The 18,034-nt window shown below is 44.6% G+C and carries 14 protein-coding genes and 4 tRNA genes; all 18 read right to left on the minus strand.

Annotation, left to right across the window (positions count from 1 at the left end):
- Positions 1–724 precede the first annotated feature (724 nt).
- The 18 genes from PSI14_RS16820 to rho all read right to left on the minus strand — a co-directional run bounded on the left by PSI14_RS16820 (position 725) and on the right by rho (position 17,755).
- Positions 725–801 (minus strand) — tRNA-Pro (locus PSI14_RS16820).
- Between the two features lie 23 nt (positions 802–824).
- Positions 825–911 (minus strand) — tRNA-Leu (locus PSI14_RS16825).
- Between the two features lie 15 nt (positions 912–926).
- Positions 927–1,002: transfer RNA gene (locus PSI14_RS16830), tRNA-His, on the minus strand.
- A gap of 106 nt (positions 1,003–1,108) precedes the next feature.
- Positions 1,109–1,185 (minus strand) — tRNA-Arg (locus PSI14_RS16835).
- Between the two features lie 172 nt (positions 1,186–1,357).
- On the minus strand, positions 1,358–2,731 hold the full coding sequence (thrP, locus tag PSI14_RS16840) for a bifunctional threonine/serine APC transporter ThrP (RefSeq protein ID WP_273577001.1): 1,374 nt from the start codon (positions 2,729–2,731) through the stop codon (positions 1,358–1,360).
- Between the two features lie 441 nt (positions 2,732–3,172).
- Positions 3,173–3,910 carry a lipopolysaccharide N-acetylmannosaminouronosyltransferase gene (gene wecG / locus PSI14_RS16845; RefSeq protein WP_273577002.1) on the minus strand — a complete coding sequence of 246 codons (738 nt, stop codon included), beginning with the start codon at positions 3,908–3,910 and terminating at the stop codon, positions 3,173–3,175.
- Complete coding sequence (wzyE, locus tag PSI14_RS16850) at positions 3,897–5,324, minus strand: ECA oligosaccharide polymerase (RefSeq protein WP_273577003.1); 1,428 nt, start codon at positions 5,322–5,324, stop codon at positions 3,897–3,899. Before wzyE ends, wecG begins: the two co-directional genes overlap by 14 nt.
- Complete coding sequence (locus PSI14_RS16855) at positions 5,321–6,439, minus strand: TDP-N-acetylfucosamine:lipid II N-acetylfucosaminyltransferase (protein ID WP_273577004.1); 1,119 nt, start codon at positions 6,437–6,439, stop codon at positions 5,321–5,323. The genes wzyE and PSI14_RS16855 overlap by 4 nt, the downstream gene beginning before the upstream one ends.
- Positions 6,436–7,686: a lipid III flippase WzxE gene (wzxE, locus tag PSI14_RS16860; protein WP_273577005.1), complete on the minus strand. Its 1,251-nt coding sequence runs from the start codon at positions 7,684–7,686 to the stop codon at positions 6,436–6,438. The genes PSI14_RS16855 and wzxE overlap by 4 nt, the downstream gene beginning before the upstream one ends.
- Before the next feature lies 1 nt (position 7,687).
- Positions 7,688–8,818, minus strand: a complete 1,131-nt coding sequence (gene rffA, locus PSI14_RS16865) for a dTDP-4-amino-4,6-dideoxygalactose transaminase (RefSeq protein WP_273577007.1) — start codon at positions 8,816–8,818, stop codon at positions 7,688–7,690.
- The gene (gene rffC / locus PSI14_RS16870; RefSeq protein ID WP_273577009.1) at positions 8,805–9,542 is read right to left on the minus strand and encodes a dTDP-4-amino-4,6-dideoxy-D-galactose acyltransferase; all 738 of its coding nucleotides are present in this window, start codon (positions 9,540–9,542) and stop codon (positions 8,805–8,807) included. The genes rffA and rffC overlap by 14 nt, the downstream gene beginning before the upstream one ends.
- Positions 9,520–10,401 carry a glucose-1-phosphate thymidylyltransferase RfbA gene (gene rfbA / locus PSI14_RS16875; protein ID WP_273577011.1) on the minus strand — a complete coding sequence of 294 codons (882 nt, stop codon included), beginning with the start codon at positions 10,399–10,401 and terminating at the stop codon, positions 9,520–9,522. Before rfbA ends, rffC begins: the two co-directional genes overlap by 23 nt.
- Positions 10,402–10,419: 18 nt before the next feature.
- Entirely contained in the window at positions 10,420–11,505 is a 1,086-nt protein-coding gene (rffG, locus tag PSI14_RS16880; RefSeq protein ID WP_273577013.1) for a dTDP-glucose 4,6-dehydratase, read from the minus strand.
- Complete coding sequence (gene wecC / locus PSI14_RS16885; protein WP_273577015.1) at positions 11,502–12,764, minus strand: UDP-N-acetyl-D-mannosamine dehydrogenase; 1,263 nt, start codon at positions 12,762–12,764, stop codon at positions 11,502–11,504. The genes rffG and wecC overlap by 4 nt, the downstream gene beginning before the upstream one ends.
- Complete coding sequence (gene wecB / locus PSI14_RS16890; protein ID WP_273577016.1) at positions 12,761–13,891, minus strand: non-hydrolyzing UDP-N-acetylglucosamine 2-epimerase; 1,131 nt, start codon at positions 13,889–13,891, stop codon at positions 12,761–12,763. The genes wecC and wecB overlap by 4 nt, the downstream gene beginning before the upstream one ends.
- 85 nt (positions 13,892–13,976) lie before the next feature.
- On the minus strand, positions 13,977–15,047 hold the full coding sequence (gene wzzE, locus PSI14_RS16895; RefSeq protein ID WP_273577017.1) for an ECA polysaccharide chain length modulation protein: 1,071 nt from the start codon (positions 15,045–15,047) through the stop codon (positions 13,977–13,979).
- Positions 15,048–15,077: 30 nt separating this feature from the next.
- Entirely contained in the window at positions 15,078–16,166 is a 1,089-nt protein-coding gene (wecA, locus tag PSI14_RS16900; protein ID WP_273577019.1) for a UDP-N-acetylglucosamine--undecaprenyl-phosphate N-acetylglucosaminephosphotransferase, read from the minus strand.
- A 329-nt stretch (positions 16,167–16,495) separates the two neighbouring features.
- Positions 16,496–17,755, minus strand: a complete 1,260-nt coding sequence (gene rho, locus PSI14_RS16905; RefSeq protein ID WP_010845326.1) for a transcription termination factor Rho — start codon at positions 17,753–17,755, stop codon at positions 16,496–16,498.
- Between the last annotated feature and the right edge of the window lie 279 nt (positions 17,756–18,034).

The following is an 18,034-nucleotide window of genomic DNA, read 5'->3' on the forward strand; positions in this document are numbered from 1 at the left end:
ACAGCTCTACGGAACCCCCAGCCTAGCTGGGGGTTTTCTATATACAAAAAAAACACCTGTCAAAAAAGACAGGTGTATAAATACAATCAGGTCTACAGACGGATAGTGCCTCACTCAACGTTGTGTCCGGTTTGCGATGAAAAGACAGGGATGCTTACTCATCTATAACGTGGACCATAGGCACTGACAATCAGCTCTACATCATCCCTAGGTTTATGAAGTCATACGCTGTCATAACAAGTGGGATGAGTATCTACAATTTTAATAATGCATTTTGCATGCCAACTTTTTTAATCAGGTTAAACTTCCTTTACCTAGGGTTTAACTGACTTTTCATAATAGATAGTTTAACTTTCACCAAATATTGTTAAAAATACCGTCTCTCATTTGAGACGCTCTTTGAGCCACTAAAGAATATATATTATAAATCATATCATTATATGTCTCCTTTTTGAGACACCAAAGGATATGATTTGTCGTTGATATACAACATCAATATAAAAATTTATTTAAAAACATAAAGTTAATACTCTAACAAAGGCGATAACATTCGATTTTATGTTAAAAAACCAAATAGAAACCAACAAGAAATAAAAAGGAAATTTTTTATCAGTAGAAAAAGTAGAGAGAAGAAAAAAGTAAGAAGACAAGAAGAAAAAGTGAAAAGAAATTAGAAAGAAACTAAAAAGAAAAAACCCCGCTATTGCGGGGTTTTCTCAGAATTTGGTCGGCGAGAGAGGATTCGAACCTCCGACCCACTGGTCCCAAACCAGTTGCGCTACCAAGCTGCGCTACTCGCCGAAATATATCTTTAATCTCTTTTATGGTGCGAAGGGGGGGACTTGAACCCCCACGTCCGTAAGGACACTAACACCTGAAGCTAGCGCGTCTACCAATTCCGCCACCCTCGCGTTTCATAAAAAAGATGGGGTGGCTAACGAGACTCGAACTCGCGACGACTGGAATCACAATCCAGGGCTCTACCAACTGAGCTATAGCCACCATAACAGCTATCTTTTTACATACTGCTATGTTTTACAGCAATAAAATTTTACAACAATGATATTGACCACGATAACTCATTGTCACTGCTCTTGCACGCTTTAAATGGCGCGCCCGACAGGATTCGAACCTGAGACCTCTGCCTCCGGAGGGCAGCGCTCTATCCAGCTGAGCTACGGGCGCTTAACGCCGTTGCGGTGGAGGATAGTACGGATTTAATGTCGTACTGTCCAGTGCTTTTTTTAAAGAAATGATGCGATTGATTACGCCTTGCTCACTTAGTTGATAAAGACAGCACATTTCCACCGCAATACTGCCACAAACAATTTTATTGATTAAAACTGAGCCAATAAAACTAGATTGATTTTTTTCGCGAAAACAATTTATTCAACCAATAAATTGATGACACGATCAGCAAAAATGCTCCCCCGACTATCAGTGAAAGACGTGTGTCTGGGTTAATTGCCATCCCCACCAATACACAGCAGAGGAAAATCAATGTCAGGTAATTGATATATGGGAACAAGATCGACTTAAACCGATGTTGCTTCAGTGCTTCCTCGTGATGCTTACGGAAATTCAACTGACTGACCAGAATCACAAACCACGGTACCATGCCGGGCAAAACACTGGCACTATAAACGTAAACAAATACTGCTTTCGGATTTGGTATCAGGTAATTCAGGCTGGAACCCGCAATCAAACAACCAATGGTAATTGCAATACATCTTACTGGCACACCATTTTTCGACAACTTCAGCAATGAAGCAGGCAATTGACGGTTCTGCGCCAAGGCATACAGCATTCTGCCACCGCTGTACATGCCACTGTTACATCCTGAAAGCGCAGCAGTCAGCACAACAAAGTTAATCACCGCAGCCGCAGAGACAATGCCGACTTTAGCAAAAATCATCACAAACGGGCTGCCATGTGATCCTATTTCTGTCCACGGAAACAACGTCACAACAATAAAAATGGCACCAACATAAAAAATCAGGATACGCCACAAAATATTATTGATCGCTTTTTTGAGAGTAACTTGTGGATTTTTCGCTTCACCGGCGGTAATACCAACCAGCTCTACACCTTGATAAGAAGCAACAACAATACAGAGGGCAAATAAAAAGCCTTTCCACCCACCAGAAAAGAAGCCGCCATGTGAGGTCAGGTTATCTAAACCAATAGGTTGCCAGTCATTGCCCAAACCGAAGAAAATCAATCCGATACCAATCAGAATCATCACAATAATCGTTGTGACTTTAATCATGGCAAACCAAAACTCCAACTCACCATACAGCCTTACCGCCGCCAAATTCGCCAAGGCAACCAATCCAACCGCGACCAGTGCTGGGATCCATTGAGGCAATTCCGGGAACCAGAATTCAGCATAGACGCCCACGGCAGTGATCTCTGAGATTCCCACAGAAACCCACATAAACCAGTAACCCCATGCTGTTAGGTATCCCCAATACGGGCTTAGGTACTTATGTCCAAAAGCAGCAAATGAACCCGTTACAGGTTCAAGAAACAACATTTCTCCCATGGAACGCATGATGAAAAAGACAAAAAGCCCAGCAATAATGTAAGCCAGCAAAACAGAAGGACCGGCCCATTTCAAAGTGCTGGCTGAACCCATGAACAACCCTACGCCGATTGTGCCACCCAGCGCAATCAGCTCAATATGACGTGCCTCAAGTCCCCTTTGCAGGCTCTGTTTTGAATCACTCATAAAACTCCCTATCCACTTTTATGATGTCTATATTTACAAACAGAAAAAATACAGGAATTGATAATCAATCGTTGTAAAAAAGGCTGGGATCAAAACACGTTTTGCCAATCAGTGAAATAAAAAATTATAAAATTGAGTTGATGTCTGTTTTATTTAACATCGCAGTTGAAGAGAACAACCCCATCATGACTACTTTTCAAGCATACAACAAGATGGTTATTTCACGTTTTTGCCAAATGAGATTTGAGAACAAATAGCCAAACAGCAAGCCATTGGCAAGCAAAAAACACAATAAAAACTGCCAGCAATTTATTAGACGTGAAAATCTATCAGGCATGCATAAAAAAGGGGCATAAACCCGCTGCACATAAATAGCATATGTTATGTTCAATGCAGCAGGTAAACGCAGTAGGATAGGTATAAGACAGAAGCGTTACAAGATTACAACTTGCCGCCATAATAGTAGCCAAGAAATCTCAATAGCCTGATCTGTCTACGAATGCGGCTTGGCTGAGAGAGCAAGCGATACAACCACTCTAAGCCTAGATTCTGCCAGACTTTCGGTGCACGTTTAACTTGCCCGGTGAAGACATCATAAGTTCCTCCAACGCCCATATACAATGCATCTGGATGCACTTTGCGGCAATCGCGCATAAAGATTTCCTGTTTGGGAGATCCCATTGCGACAGTAATAATTTCAGCACCACTGGCATGGATCCGCTCAAACACCTCATCACGCGTTTCTGGCGTAAAATACCCATCTTGACTGCCTACGATATTGACGTTCCACTGGGTACGCAATTTGCTCTCTGTCTGTGCCAAAACATCAGGTTTTCCGCCTACCAGAAAGACCGACGTATCTTCACGTCCAGCCCGTTCCATAAGGGCTTCCCACAAATCAGCACCCGCAATACGCGATACATCCGTATCAGGGTATTTGCGGCGGATGGCACGTACGATACTGATGCCATCGGCATATAAGTATTCAGCTTCATCCAGCAACACGTTCAGCGCATTGTCTTTCTCTGCCGTGAGAACTTTTTCTGCGTTAATCGCGACCAATGTACCTGTTTTTACCTGCCCATCTTGGAAAAGGTGGTCGAGGAAATGCGGCATACCACGGAATCCCCAGATACTGAGGCCACGAATGCGGTATTTGGGAATGTTACTCAACGCCATTTTTTTTCCTTACATCCAAAATAACAGGTGTTTTTCGCGCAGTAGCCAAATTACTGACCACAAACTTTCGAATCAGCCCGGCACTTTCAAACAGCCAATACAGCAATTTCGCCGCGACCAGACACAGGCCAAAAACAATACAAAAGAACACAACCCGAGAAACAAAAGAATCGACGCCTTCACGGGCGAGGACAATCATGTTAAAGATCGCGCCAAAACAGAAAGCCTGCAAAATTGCTGCCTTATAGCGATTGGTTTCCTGTTTTCCTGCTTCATAAATCCAATCAAACCATTTGATAATAAAGCCGACGGCTATCGCGCCCAGAGGGATAAAGAATACGCCCCCCATAACGACAAGAGAACCAATCAGTGTTGGTGAAATCGCAAGGCCAGAGTGGTTATTCAATACATCCCATGTGAAATAGTTAGCTGTATTCCAGACCAGATTGGGTCTGTCCGGCCATACCCAGCTGGGGATAAAAACATAAAAATCACGGATAATCGGAGCCAGCCCCTGAAAATCTATTTTGCTGTAATTATCCAGCAGCAGAGCCAAATTTTCCCACGGTGAGAAAGTATCCCGCGTGAGATACAAGAACGTATAAAATGCTTCCGCTCCGCTCACATCCAAGCTGTAGCGCTTTAACGCCAGCCAGAACATACCGACAATTCCCATCACACCCGCTGCAAACAGCATCCACAGAGTGATCCAGCCACGGACAATCCCGATAAACAGAAACAATGCAAACGCAATAATAATGTTAGCTCGTGTTCCCCCAACTATCACATAAGTCAGGATGCCAAACCCGACTGTCCCCACCAAAAAGCACAGCCATCGTACTTTGGTCGGTTTCAGGAAAAAGACCACCAACATGGCGGGGATGAAAAAATAAAAGAATCGCTTGAGTGCTACACCGGAAACTTTACTGGAAAATATCTGGCTATAAGACTGCAACTTAAACAATAAGAAGCCGTTCTGCATAAAGAACGAACCTACCGTAACGATAGCAATACCCGCGAGCAACAGCCACATCAGATTCGTTTCCACCCGGTTCATGGTGAATGAGGGCTTACTCGGCGAAGTCATCATTAAGGTTTCAGGTTTTATATTATCTCTGGGCCGCGTTTTATAAGTGAGGCGTGTTTTATAAGCCACATAGTAAATGGCATAAAAACAGCCAGAGGCCAACATTGCATACAGCAATGAATCGACAGGCACAACCTGCACATCAAACTGAAATACCAATAGACTGGTTAATGGAAAACCAAAATAGAATGTCAGCAAGTACAACAGTGAGAAAAAAACATTAAAGTTAAAACGGACACGCCGAAACTCTTGATACGTCAAAGTCAGGATAAAGACCAGTGAGATCATATAAACAACGAAAAGCCCACCGAATTGTGTCAGGGTCATTGATACTCTCCAGATGCATCCGATAGGGCAGTTTTCCACCCCTCAATGAAATTAGGGTCAAAAAAAGCAATCGCCTTTTTATCGAGGGATAGCATCTGGCGCTGTGCTTCCTGCACCCAGTGTTTATTGAGTTCATCACCTTCAAACAGAACAGGGATTTGCTGTTCTGTTAAATCATGCCAGAAGGGATTTTGGCGGCTCAGAACAAACGGAATAGCAAATTGAACCAACAGACAAAGTGTACCAATACCCTGCTGACGTTTGAAAATGAAATACCCTAAATCACATTGGCGCAATAGTGATAAGTATTCATCAAATGCCAATTTATCTTTCAAAATACGGACGTTTTGCACTGGAAACAACGACAATGCAGTTTGCTCCACACTTTGAATATAGGCTTGGTTATTGTCAGGATAGCCCATTGGAATAATCACTCTCACCTCATCACCAAACTGGCGATGGATCTTATGCAAGGCTTCAATATGGCGGTTGGATTGGTCCCCTGAATTCCCCAATAGGATGGTAATTCCTTCCGGTGACAATGTTTTTTCCGTGACCGTCAACGCAGAATCCATCCGGGTCGGAAAATAGAGTAATGATGATGGCACATCAGGCTTGCCCTGATTTGAACGTGACACACAATGTCGGGGGCAATGCTGGAAAAAGTGCCGGAGATCGCCGCTCGTGGCAAAAATATGCCCTACCCGCTTCTGTGCCAAGCGACGGAACAGATAGAACAAACGGAATTTCAGTTGGCGGGATTCTTCATATAAATCAGCCCCCCAAACATGCCACAAAAATTGGTGTCGCTTAATTTTCCCCACTAATAAAGCCAACCATAAAGCCGCATTAAACTGCCCGTGGAAAAAAAAACGAACCGTTCTGTTAGCCTTCGCTTTCTCTATCACCGCCTGTGATAAAGCAGATTTGCTGTGATAAAGAGAAATAGCCAGATTAGGGTAATTAGATAGCCATGTATGGTCTTTGGACACCAGCATAAAACACGGTTTGGCGGGAAAGTGTATTTCCTTTGCCAAGACGTCATTAAAGAAACGCAGTAACGTTTGATTGTGATGTGGGATATCCGATCCCAAAACGTGAATTAGGGTTGTCATGCTCGCCTGCGATAAATAATAAATACGCTACAACAAAGAATGAAATAAACAATGTAAGTTGCCATATATGACTGTGCAGCCCCCAAGGCTCCATTTGCGGGTATCAGCCAATGAGAGAAACCCGTCAGTAAAAGAAATTGGCTCACTTCAGTCAATACATAAAAACGCAGTGCAGCTTTCGCTATCACTAGATAACCAAAAACATAAGCGCCAACTTTCAACACATCGCCTACTAACTGCCACGCAAACAGATCCCGCATAGCGATGAATTTGTCTGAAAACAACAGCCAAATAACAAAATCACGCAGCAGCCAGACAGAAAAGCTGGCAACAGCCACAGTGGGCAAGACAAATTTCAGGGCCTTTATAATTTCGCTGGTAATATCTTGCTTACTCTCCAAACGAGAAAGAGTCGGCAATAGATAGACAGTGAAGGAAGCGGTAATAAATTGTAAATAAGCATCCGAAATACTGCTCGCTCCCTGCCAAATCCCAACGTCTTCCCAGCTATAACGCGCTGCCAGCAAATTTCGCATCATGATATAAGCGACAGGCAATGTAATGGAGGTCAGCAATGCCATAAGGGTAAATTTGCCCAGATCGCTGGCAATCGCACGATCCCACATAGGTTTCAGGGCAGAAAATGTGATGGCCTTATGGTGCAGTATCATCAACCCGGCAGGTAAAACCACTAATGCAGGCACCAGCGCCAAACCTGCCAATGCGCCTTCGTAGCCTCCCAGCCAATAGCAGAAACCATAGGCAATTACGCCCGTCAGGCTCCCCAAAATAACTGCCAACGCATTTCCCTTAGCATCCCTGAACCCTTTCAAGATAGCCAGAAAATAGTTGGCATAAGCGATGCCCATTTGAATAAATGCGAGCATCTGCACAACAGTTTTGTAATGGTTGTGACCAAACAGGCCAATACTGATGGCCTCACTGAACAAGAGGAAAATCACTGCCAGTAAGGTCGAGAAACCAATAATCATTGAGGACGATGTGCCCAATATCGCCCTGAGTCTTTCCGGTTGCTGGTGGTGTTCCGCCACATATTTAGTGACGCCATTAAAAATACCCGCACCAGAGAGCACACCCAGTACGGTAATGAGTTGGCGGAAATTACCTGCTTGCCCAACACCAGTTGGGCCAAAAGACACCGCCAGAAGTTTAATGACCAGCAACCCCACACCAATTTTGATCAGTGTGGAGCTTGCTGTCCAAACAGAAGCTTTGGCAAGTGACATGTCAGGCGAAAAATTCCTTGATACGATCGATAACGACTTTCTGTTCTGCATCAGTGATGTTGTAGAACATCGGCAAGCGAACTAAACGGTCACTTTCGCTGGTCGTAAAGCGATCTTCGCCGTGGAAACGGCCACATTTCTCACCCGCTGGGCTGGTATGCAATGCCACGTAGTGGAATACGCTGAGGATGCCATTCTCTTTCATGTAGCGGTTGAATGTGCTGCGTTCTTCCACATCTTTGAGCTTGATATAGAACATATGGGCGTTGTGTTCTAAATCTTCCGGGACAATTGGCAAAGACAAATATCCGGCGTCTGCCAGCGGTTTCAGGGCTTGATAGTAGTTATTCCACAGGGTTAGACGGCGCTGGTTGATTTCTTCAGCAATTTCCAGTTGTCCCCACAGGTAAGCCGCTTGCAAGTCAGACAGTAGGTAGCTGGAACCGATATCGCGCCAAGTATATTTATCCACTTGCCCTCGGAAAAATTGGCTGCGGTTAGTGCCTTTCTCCCGAATGACTTCAGCGCGGGCGATCATGGACTTATCATTGATTAATGTCGCACCACCTTCACCACCAGCCGAATAGTTTTTCGTTTCATGGAAACTGAAACAACCAATATGCCCAATCGTGCCCAGAGCCCGGCCTTTATAAGTGGACATAACGCCTTGCGCTGCATCTTCCACTACATATAGGTTATATTTTTTCGCCAGTGCCATAATGATATCCATTTCACAAGCCACACCCGCATAATGCACGGGTACGATAGCACGGGTTTTCTCTGTAATGGCGGCTTCAATTTTGTTCTCATCAATGTTCATGGTATCAGGACGAATATCCACAAACACAATGGTGGCACCACGCAGAACAAAAGCATTAGAGGTCGAAACAAAGGTGTAGCTCGGCATGATGACTTCGTCACCCGGCTGGATATCCAGCAGCATGGCCGCCATCTCCAATGAAGCCGTACAAGATGGTGTCAGCAATACCTTCGGGCAGTGAAAGCGCTGCTCCATCCATGCTTCACAACGTTTGGTAAATTCACCATCACCACATAATTTTCCGCTGGCCATCGCCTGTTGCATGTATTCAAGTTCAGTGCCGACTACGGGTGGTTTGTTAAATGGAATCATTTCGTCCTCTGTATAACCAATATGCAGTGCTCTCAATGAGGGCACCACTACGTGTATAAAGACGCAAGGCAGTGATATTGCTGACTTGTGTAGCCACTCTCAGCCGTTGTATCTGATGGTTCTGACACCACTGTTGCGCCGCCGACATTAATTTTTTTCCAATCCCTTGATGATGTTTGCCTGGTACAGCAGCCAATAAACCAATGCGCGCCTCGCCGTTACCCATGTCTCTTAAAGTGACAAAACCCGCTATTTGATCGTGTTCATCGTTGATAAGTAGGCATTCATGATCAAACGTACCCAAAACAGCTTTTTCAACCCAAGCAGCATAAAATCGCCCGCTGTCATCCGGTTGATACCAAGGTGCCCGGAAACGGCTGGCCGTAAATACACGAGCAGCCACGGCCTTCAATACGGGGATATCTTCTTTTTTTGCAGAAAGTAATTGTATGAGTTCTTTACCCGTATGAATGCCAGAAATATCTCCCGCCTCAATCGATAACAGTAAATCGACTTCACCTTCAACTAAAGAAAATCCCAAGGCAGACAGTTCATCAATAATGATCGTTTGTTGGGTAGCCACCTTGGCTTGCACCAATGCATATTGGTCCAAATCGGCAGCCGTCAACTCTGCCGATTCTGGCGAAAAACTCAGGCGAGCAGTGGACAAGCCAAAAAAATGGCTATCCCAAGCCAGTGGTTCAAGGTTCGCGTGAATAGACATTGAGCAAATCCATGAGATATTTGCCGTAACCTGTTTTCGCCAAGTCTGCCGACGCCGCTTTTAACTGCTCATCACTGAGCCAATCATTGCGCCATGCGATCTCTTCCAGACAGGCAATTTTGAAACCTTGTCGTTTTTCGACGGTCTGAACAAAAGTACTGGCTTCAATCAGGCTGTCATGAGTACCCGTATCTAACCAAGCAAAACCACGCCCCAATAATTCAACATTCAATTCACCACATTCCAGATACATCTGGTTGATACTGGTGATTTCCAGTTCGCCACGGGCAGAAGGTTTTACTTGTTTGGCGAAATCCACGACTTTGTTGTCGTAAAAATAGAGACCCGTCACCGCCCAATTGGATTTAGGCTGTACAGGTTTTTCTTCAATGGAAAGTACCCGATATTGCTCGTCAAATGCCACGACACCAAATCGTTCCGGGTCCATCACTTGGTAGCCGAAGACTGTCGCTCCTGTTTCCCGGGCTGATACATTTTGCAGTTTCGGGCTGAACGCTTGACCAAAAAAGATATTGTCACCCAGAACCAGACAACAAGTATCATTGCCGATGAACGCTTCTCCAATCAAAAATGCCTGTGCCAGACCGTCGGGTGAAGGCTGTTCTGCATAGCTAAGATGGATACCAAATTGTTCACCACTGCCCAGCAATCGCTTAAAAGCAGGTAAATCTTCCGGTGTTGAGATAATCAAAATATCGCGTATTCCCGACAGCATTAAAACTGACAGCGGATAGTAAATCATCGGCTTGTCATAAATCGGTAATAACTGCTTTGATACACCACGCGTTATTGGATACAAGCGGGTGCCAGAACCCCCGGCCAGTATAATTCCTTTCATCTGCTCCCCCTGACGGGCTTATTCATTGCTGAGTCCTAGTCGCTCCCCTGCATAAGAGCCATCTTGGACTCTGCGCCACCAACTCTCATTTTCCAGATACCATTGCACGGTTTTGCGAATGCCGGATTCGAATGTTTCCTGTGGCGTCCAACCCAGTTCGCGCTCAATTTTCGCCGCATCAATTGCATAACGCATATCGTGCCCTGGCCGATCTGTCACATAAGTAATCAAATCACGGTAATGCGAGACACCTGCTGGCTTTTCAGGGCACATTTTTTGAGTACAAAATTCTTCCAGCAATTCACAAATCGTTTCCACAACCTCAATATTTCGGCGCTCATTATGACCACCAATATTATAGGTTTTACCGGGTTCCGCCTTGGTAACGACTAAATACAACGCCCGCGCATGATCTTCCACATACAGCCAGTCACGAATTTGCTCACCCTTGCCATAGACCGGCAAGGGTTTGCCTGCCAGCGCATTCAGGATAATCAAAGGGATCAGTTTTTCTGGGAAATGATAAGGCCCGTAGTTATTCGAGCAATTGGTGATTACGGTCGGCAAGCCATAGGTACGCAGCCATGCTCTGACCAGATGATCACTGGACGCTTTCGATGCTGAATAAGGGCTGCTCGGCGCATAAGGTGTGGTTTCAGTAAAGAATCCCTCTTCACCGTGCAGATCGCCATACACTTCGTCTGTTGAAATATGATGGAAGCGGAATTTGGCCTGTTTTTCTTGATCCAACTGTTGCCAAAATGCGCGTGCTGCTTCCAGCAAAGTATAAGTACCAATGATATTGGTTTCGATAAAAGCCGCAGGCCCGTCAATGGAACGGTCAACATGGCTTTCTGCGGCCAGATGCATGACTGCATCCGGTTGATATTGCTGGAACACGTGATCCAAGGCATCACGCTGGCAGATATCAACCTGTTCAAACTCATAGCGGGGGTGGTTGGCAACCGAAGCCAGTGATTCAAGATTGCCGGCATAAGTCAGGCTATCAACGACAACGACGCTATCTTCAGTCTGGTTAATAATGTGACGAACGACCGCAGAGCCGATAAAACCTGCCCCACCAGTAATAAGAATACGTTTCAACGCCAAACTCCTTTTGTATCAACAACACATTTTTGTTTTATTGCAGAACCATGAATGGTTTTAAACTGGCTATGATCCACCAGCATCAATACAACGTCAGCTGCTTCTAATGCCTGATTCACATCCATCAATTCCACCAAATCTTTTAGTGAATTAGGTAGCTCACGCACATTGGGTTCAACTGCGATAGTCTGCCCTGCATGCCACTGTGCAACCATTTTTGTAATATGAACCGCTGGGCTTTCACGCAAATCATCAATATTCGGTTTGAAGGCCAAGCCAAAACAGGCAATTTTAATCTCATTCGCCCGTTTGCCACTCTCAGCCAAACAATCAGCTACTGCGGCTTTCACCTGATCGACTACCCACAGTGGCTTACCATCATTCACTAAACGCGCAGTATGAATTAAACGGGACTGTTCAGGGTTCTGGGACACGATAAACCACGGATCAACTGCAATGCAATGTCCTCCGACACCGGGGCCGGGTTGCAGAATGTTTACACGTGGATGGCGGTTTGCCAGACTGATCAGTTCCCACACATTGATTCCCTGTTCAGCACAAATCAAGGAAAGCTCGTTAGCAAAAGCAATATTGACATCACGGAAACTGTTTTCTGTCAGTTTGCACATTTCCGCTGTTCTGGCATTAGTGATAACACATTCACCTTCAAGGAAAATCTTGTACAGCTCACTTGCCCTGCGGGAGGATTTGGCGGTCATGCCTCCTACCACACGATCATTTTTGATCAGTTCCACCATCACTTGCCCCGGCAAAACACGCTCAGGACAATAAGCAATATCGATATCTGAGTTTTCACCCGATTGTTGTGGGAATGAGAGATCAGGGCGTGTCACTGCTAACCATTCTGCCATCTGCTCTGTCGCACCTACGGGAGAGGTGGATTCCAAAATAATCAAATCGCCTTTTTTCAGGACAGGTGCTATTGATTCCGCCGCAGAACGTACATAAGCCATGTCTGGTTCATGTTCTCCTTTGAAAGGAGTAGGGACAGCAATCAAGAAGGCATCCGCTGTTTGGGGAACAGTCACTGCGTGCAGAAAACCATCTTCTACTGCGACTTTTACTACTTTATCTAAATCAGGTTCAACGATATGAATTGAGCCACGGTTAATCGTTTCTACCGCATGTTGATTAACATCCACACCAATAACCGTCTTTTTGCGGGAGGCGAATGCCGCTGCGGTGGGTAAACCGATATAACCCAAGCCGATAACAGAAATTGTTTCAAAACTCATAATGTCACCCGATTTTTTTTCAATGCTTCCAGAATTCGCTGGCAAGCCTGCCCGTCACCATAAGGGTTATGGGCATGGCTCATTTGTTGATAGGCGTTAACATCCGTCAATAGACGCGTAACTTCCGCAACAATAGTTTGTGTTTCTGTTCCCACCAATCGCACTATTCCCGCATCAACAGCTTCAGGTCGCTCAGTGGTATTGCGCATGACCAAAACCGGTTTTCCCAGAGAAGGCGCTTCTTCCTGAATTCCTCCTGAATCGGTCAAGATCAAATAGGCATGATTCATCAAATAGACGAATGGCAGATAGTCCTGTGGTTTGATCAAAATAACGTTATCAATGTCATGCAAAATGCGCTTAACTGGTTCACTGACATTCGGGTTTAAATGGACAGGATAAACCACCTGAACATCAGGATGAGCTCTGGCAATCTGTGCCAAGGCTTCACAAATGCGTTCAAACCCTTTACCAAAACTTTCTCGGCGGTGACCTGTCACCAAAATCATTTTTTTATTTGGGTTAAGGAAAGGGTAAAGCTCAGCAAGCTGCTCATACATGGTTTCATCATTTATGATGCGATCACGTACCGTTAGCAGAGCATCAATAACCGTATTCCCTGTAACAAAAATACGGTTTTCCGCAATGGATTCTTTTAAGAGGTTGTTCCGAGAATTTTCCGTCGGGGCAAAATGGTACATCGCCAAGTGTCCGGCAATCTTGCGGTTGGCCTCTTCCGGCCATGGAGAATAAAGATCTCCGGTTCTTAAACCCGCTTCAACATGGCCTACCGGAATATGCTGGTAGAAGGCGGCCAGACTAGTTGCCATGGTCGTTGTGGTGTCTCCATGCACCAACACCACATCTGGTTTGAACTCTTCCAATACAGGCTTTATGCCTTGCAGGATTCGGCATGTAATATCCGTCAGATCCTGCCCTTTTTGCATGATGTTAAGATCAAAGTCCGGCGTTATCCCAAACAGATGCAACACCTGATCCAGCATTTCCCTATGCTGGGCTGTGACACACACTTTTGCTTCAAAAGTAGCATCCATAGCCAATGCATGTACCAACGGGGCCATTTTAATGGCTTCCGGCCGGGTACCAAACACAGTCAACACTTTCACAGTGACTCTCTTATTTTGTCAATCATTGCGGCTACTTCCAAGAAAAGGGATTTCCCTGAAAAAACGATAAATTATTTACATACCGTTATTTATATGAGCTTACGGAGCGCGGACGCCTTACCAAAGCGACACCTGCACCAACCAACGAGCCAACGGCTCCCCATAAAATCATCATGAACGCACGGCGAGGACTGTCTCGGTTGACTGGTTCCTCCGGCGTTCTAAGATAACGGTAAGTCAGGAAAGAATCTTGCAAAGTCGGACCGAAATTCAGTGTAGCCAGCATCGCAATATTTTGATCATAATCGATACCGTAATTAGGGCCTATGGCTTCCAAAGTTTCAATTTGGGCTTGTAACAATGACGTCCCCAGCATAAACATTTTGGATTTAGGAAGCTCTTCAATGAGCGTATCGGATTGATTACGGTGAATCCCCTGTTTCTCAGCCACTTTCAGAGACTGCTGCAAGACATTCAATTCACGATTGTACATCGCCTGTGCCACTATCTCCTGACGTTTAACCAACGCTTTCATTGACTGGGCACGCGTCGCCCATGCACCTTTAATTTCGTTGTTCAGGTGATTGCTCGCTCGTTGGTTGGCAAATGCAATATACTGACGCAGAAGTCGATTGGCGTCGGCTGCGGTTTCTGCTGTCAATTTGATACTGTCATTTAGCGATGTTTTATCATCGCTATGCGTGATTTTAATATCGTTGATCAATTCTTCCAACAATACGGTATCCGCTTTGACACGCCCTTCCTTGCGCTGCTTGTAGTAGTCAGAATGAAGCCAGAATTCACGACGGGTATCATATGCCGAAACCTGAGTCATGAATTCTTTGTACGCACCATCTGGAATGGTCGGTAATTGCGCCTCTGGCGAAGCATTGATATGAGTGTCTAAATTACGCAAAAATTGTTGTTGCGAATAATAGCTACCCAAGTTATTGGTTGTCGGTAAATTCACAATAGCGGTTGCGCTCCATTTTTGCTGCATCAAATAAGATGCAGCCAGAGCGACAGCAGCGAAAATCATTGCCAGTGCGATAATCCATATCTTCCCACGCCACAAAGCATAACACAGTGCCCGAATATCCAGCTCATGCTCTATAGCAGGTTGATCCTGTTTAGATTTCGTTTCTGAATTTATCACTGCACAAAACCCCTTTGATAATCGATGATTTTAATGATGGCTTGCTGCCCGGCGAAGACGGCGTTTACACCGTTTGATAAAACGGGCTACCCGCCATGCTCGTTTGATGCAATAGCCATATAACATAAATGCAAGCAAGAATAATGCCAACATCACCCATTCAGGGACAAAAATCAACCGTTCAACAATAATTCCAATTGATGCCAATAAAGCCGCAGCCAAAGTGATCAAAATAAATGCCTGACGAGAGGTAAACCCAGCACGCATAATCAAATGATGGATATGCTGGCGGTCCGGAGAAAATGGACTCATCCCCTTGCGCAATCGACGGTACATAATAGCAACCATGTCCATCAATGGAATTCCAATAATCCATAGCGCTGTCACAGGACGAATAGATGGATTTTTTCCTTGTGTCGCTTCAGTCAATAACCAAATAATAGTAAAGCCGATTAAGGTACTTCCCGCATCGCCCATAAATACCTTGAAACGTTTTCCTAATATTCCAAGATTAAGGAAGATATAAGGCAAAATCCCTGCTATAAATGCAAAACACCAAAATGCCAACGCCATATTGCCACTTCCGTACAACAAAATGCCCAACGCACCGAAAGAGACACAAGATAACCCGCCCAACAACCCATCAATACCATCTACCATGTTGAAAGCATTGATGGCGGCCCAGACAGCGAATAGAGTCACAACATAGCTGAATGGCCCCAGTGACATTTCCCACGGCCCGAATGTGTGTCCCAAGCTATCAAGCTTCAGCCCAGCAAAATACATCATACTGATACCAATTAAAGCCTGAATGGTTGCCCGAATCTTCACGCTGATATCAAAACGATCATCCAAGGCTCCGATAAGAACTAATATTCCTGCACAAGCCAAATACAGCCATTTATGAGGTATAAACTCTTTCGTAATAAAAAATGCGAAACAAATACCAAAAAAAACAGATATCCCTCCCACCAGAGGAACTAAGCCATGATGATGCTTACGGTAATTAGGTTTATCAACCAGACCGATTTTTTTTGCTGCCTTACGAGCCACAAACAAAAATACAAATGAGAATATAAATACGTAAAAAATTTCGGCACTCATACTGGGAATGTTCACAATAACAACTCTCTATAAAAATAATGATGGGCATCTATTATTCATATACTCATGGATGTCCCACGCGACACCGAATCCATAAGCTCCCTGTTAATAAAACAAGGCGTCCTGACTCATAAAATCAATTAAATGGATCATGCACCTGTAAAACATGATCCATAATTATCAAGTTCTCGGTTAGGAAAAATGCATCTAATCATTCGAATACAATGCAAAAAATGTACCATTTTAGGCAAATAGAGTAAGTAAGCAGTAAAAAAAACGCCACAAAAATGTGGCGTTTTAGTGAAATGAGTACTAATTATTATGAGGTTATCAATCTTAAAAAACTATGAGCGTTTCATAAAGTCGAAGAATTCTTCGTTTGTTTTTGTCATAGCCAGTTTGTTGATAAGGAATTCCATCGCATCAATTTCACCCATCGGATGAATGATCTTACGTAAAATCCACATCTTCTGTAGCTCATCCTGTGTAGTGAGCAACTCTTCTTTACGTGTCCCAGAGCGGTTGTAATCAATGGCTGGGAAAACACGTTTTTCAGCGATCTTACGGGACAGGTGCAATTCCATGTTACCTGTACCTTTAAATTCTTCGTAAATAACTTCATCCATCTTGGAGCCAGTATCAACCAACGCCGTCGCGATGATGGTCAGGCTACCGCCTTCTTCAACGTTACGTGCGGCACCAAAGAAACGTTTTGGGCGATGCAGGGCATTCGCATCCACACCACCGGTCAAAACCTTGCCGGAAGCAGGAACCACGGTGTTATATGCACGAGCCAGACGGGTAATGGAGTCCAGCAGGATAATAACGTCTTTCTTGTGTTCAACCAGGCGTTTCGCTTTCTCGATAACCATTTCAGCCACTTGAACGTGACGGGAAGCGGGTTCATCAAAGGTTGAGGCAATGACTTCACCTTTTACCAGACGCTGCATTTCGGTTACTTCTTCTGGACGCTCATCAATCAGCAAAACCATCAAAACGCAATCTGGGTAGTTGTGGGCAATGTTAGCTGCAATATTTTGCAGCAACATGGTCTTACCCGCTTTTGGTGGAGCAACAATCAGGCCACGCTGACCACGACCAATCGGAGCTGCCAGATCCAGAACACGGGCTGTTAAATCTTCAGTAGATCCATTACCACGTTCCATCCGCAAGCGGTTGTTAGCATGAAGTGGAGTCAAGTTTTCAAACAGGATTTTACTGCGGGCGTTTTCAGGTTTGTCAAAGTTAACTTCATTAACTTTCAGCAGGGCAAAATAGCGTTCACCTTCTTTTGGTGGGCGGATTTTCCCTGAAATGGTATCACCGGTACGGAGGTTAAAACGGCGGATTTGGCTAGGAGAAACATAGATATCATCGGGGCCAGCAAGGTAAGAACTGTCTGCGGAGCGGAGGAAACCAAATCCATCCTGCAATATCTCCAGCACACCATCTCCGAAAATATCCTCTCCGCTTTTCGCATGCTGTTTGAGAATAGAAAAAATGATGTCCTGTTTACGCATACGAGCCAGATTTTCCAGCCCCATATTTTCGCCGAGAGTAATCAACTCAGATACCGGCGTATTCTTTAATTCGGTAAGATTCATAATGGTGGGTTCTTTAACTCGGGGTATATCTCGAACTATGAACGTGAATGGTATGGCAGCGTTATCGGTGCCTGTTTATTTGTACCAGAAACGAATAAAACCTTCTAACATACTAAATTATATTACAAGGCAATAGCTTGAAGTACTCAGATTGATTTCAAAATAAGGCTGACAAACTGTCAAAACACGACTGAGGTAATAGCGAAACATGGTTAATTTCAATATGGGAACTATCTCAGCGTAAACATTATCTCGGTATGAGTACTGTTTATAACTATC

This window comes from Xenorhabdus anantnagensis, from assembly GCF_028598555.1.
Taxonomy (GTDB): Bacteria; Pseudomonadota; Gammaproteobacteria; order Enterobacterales; family Enterobacteriaceae; genus Xenorhabdus; species Xenorhabdus anantnagensis.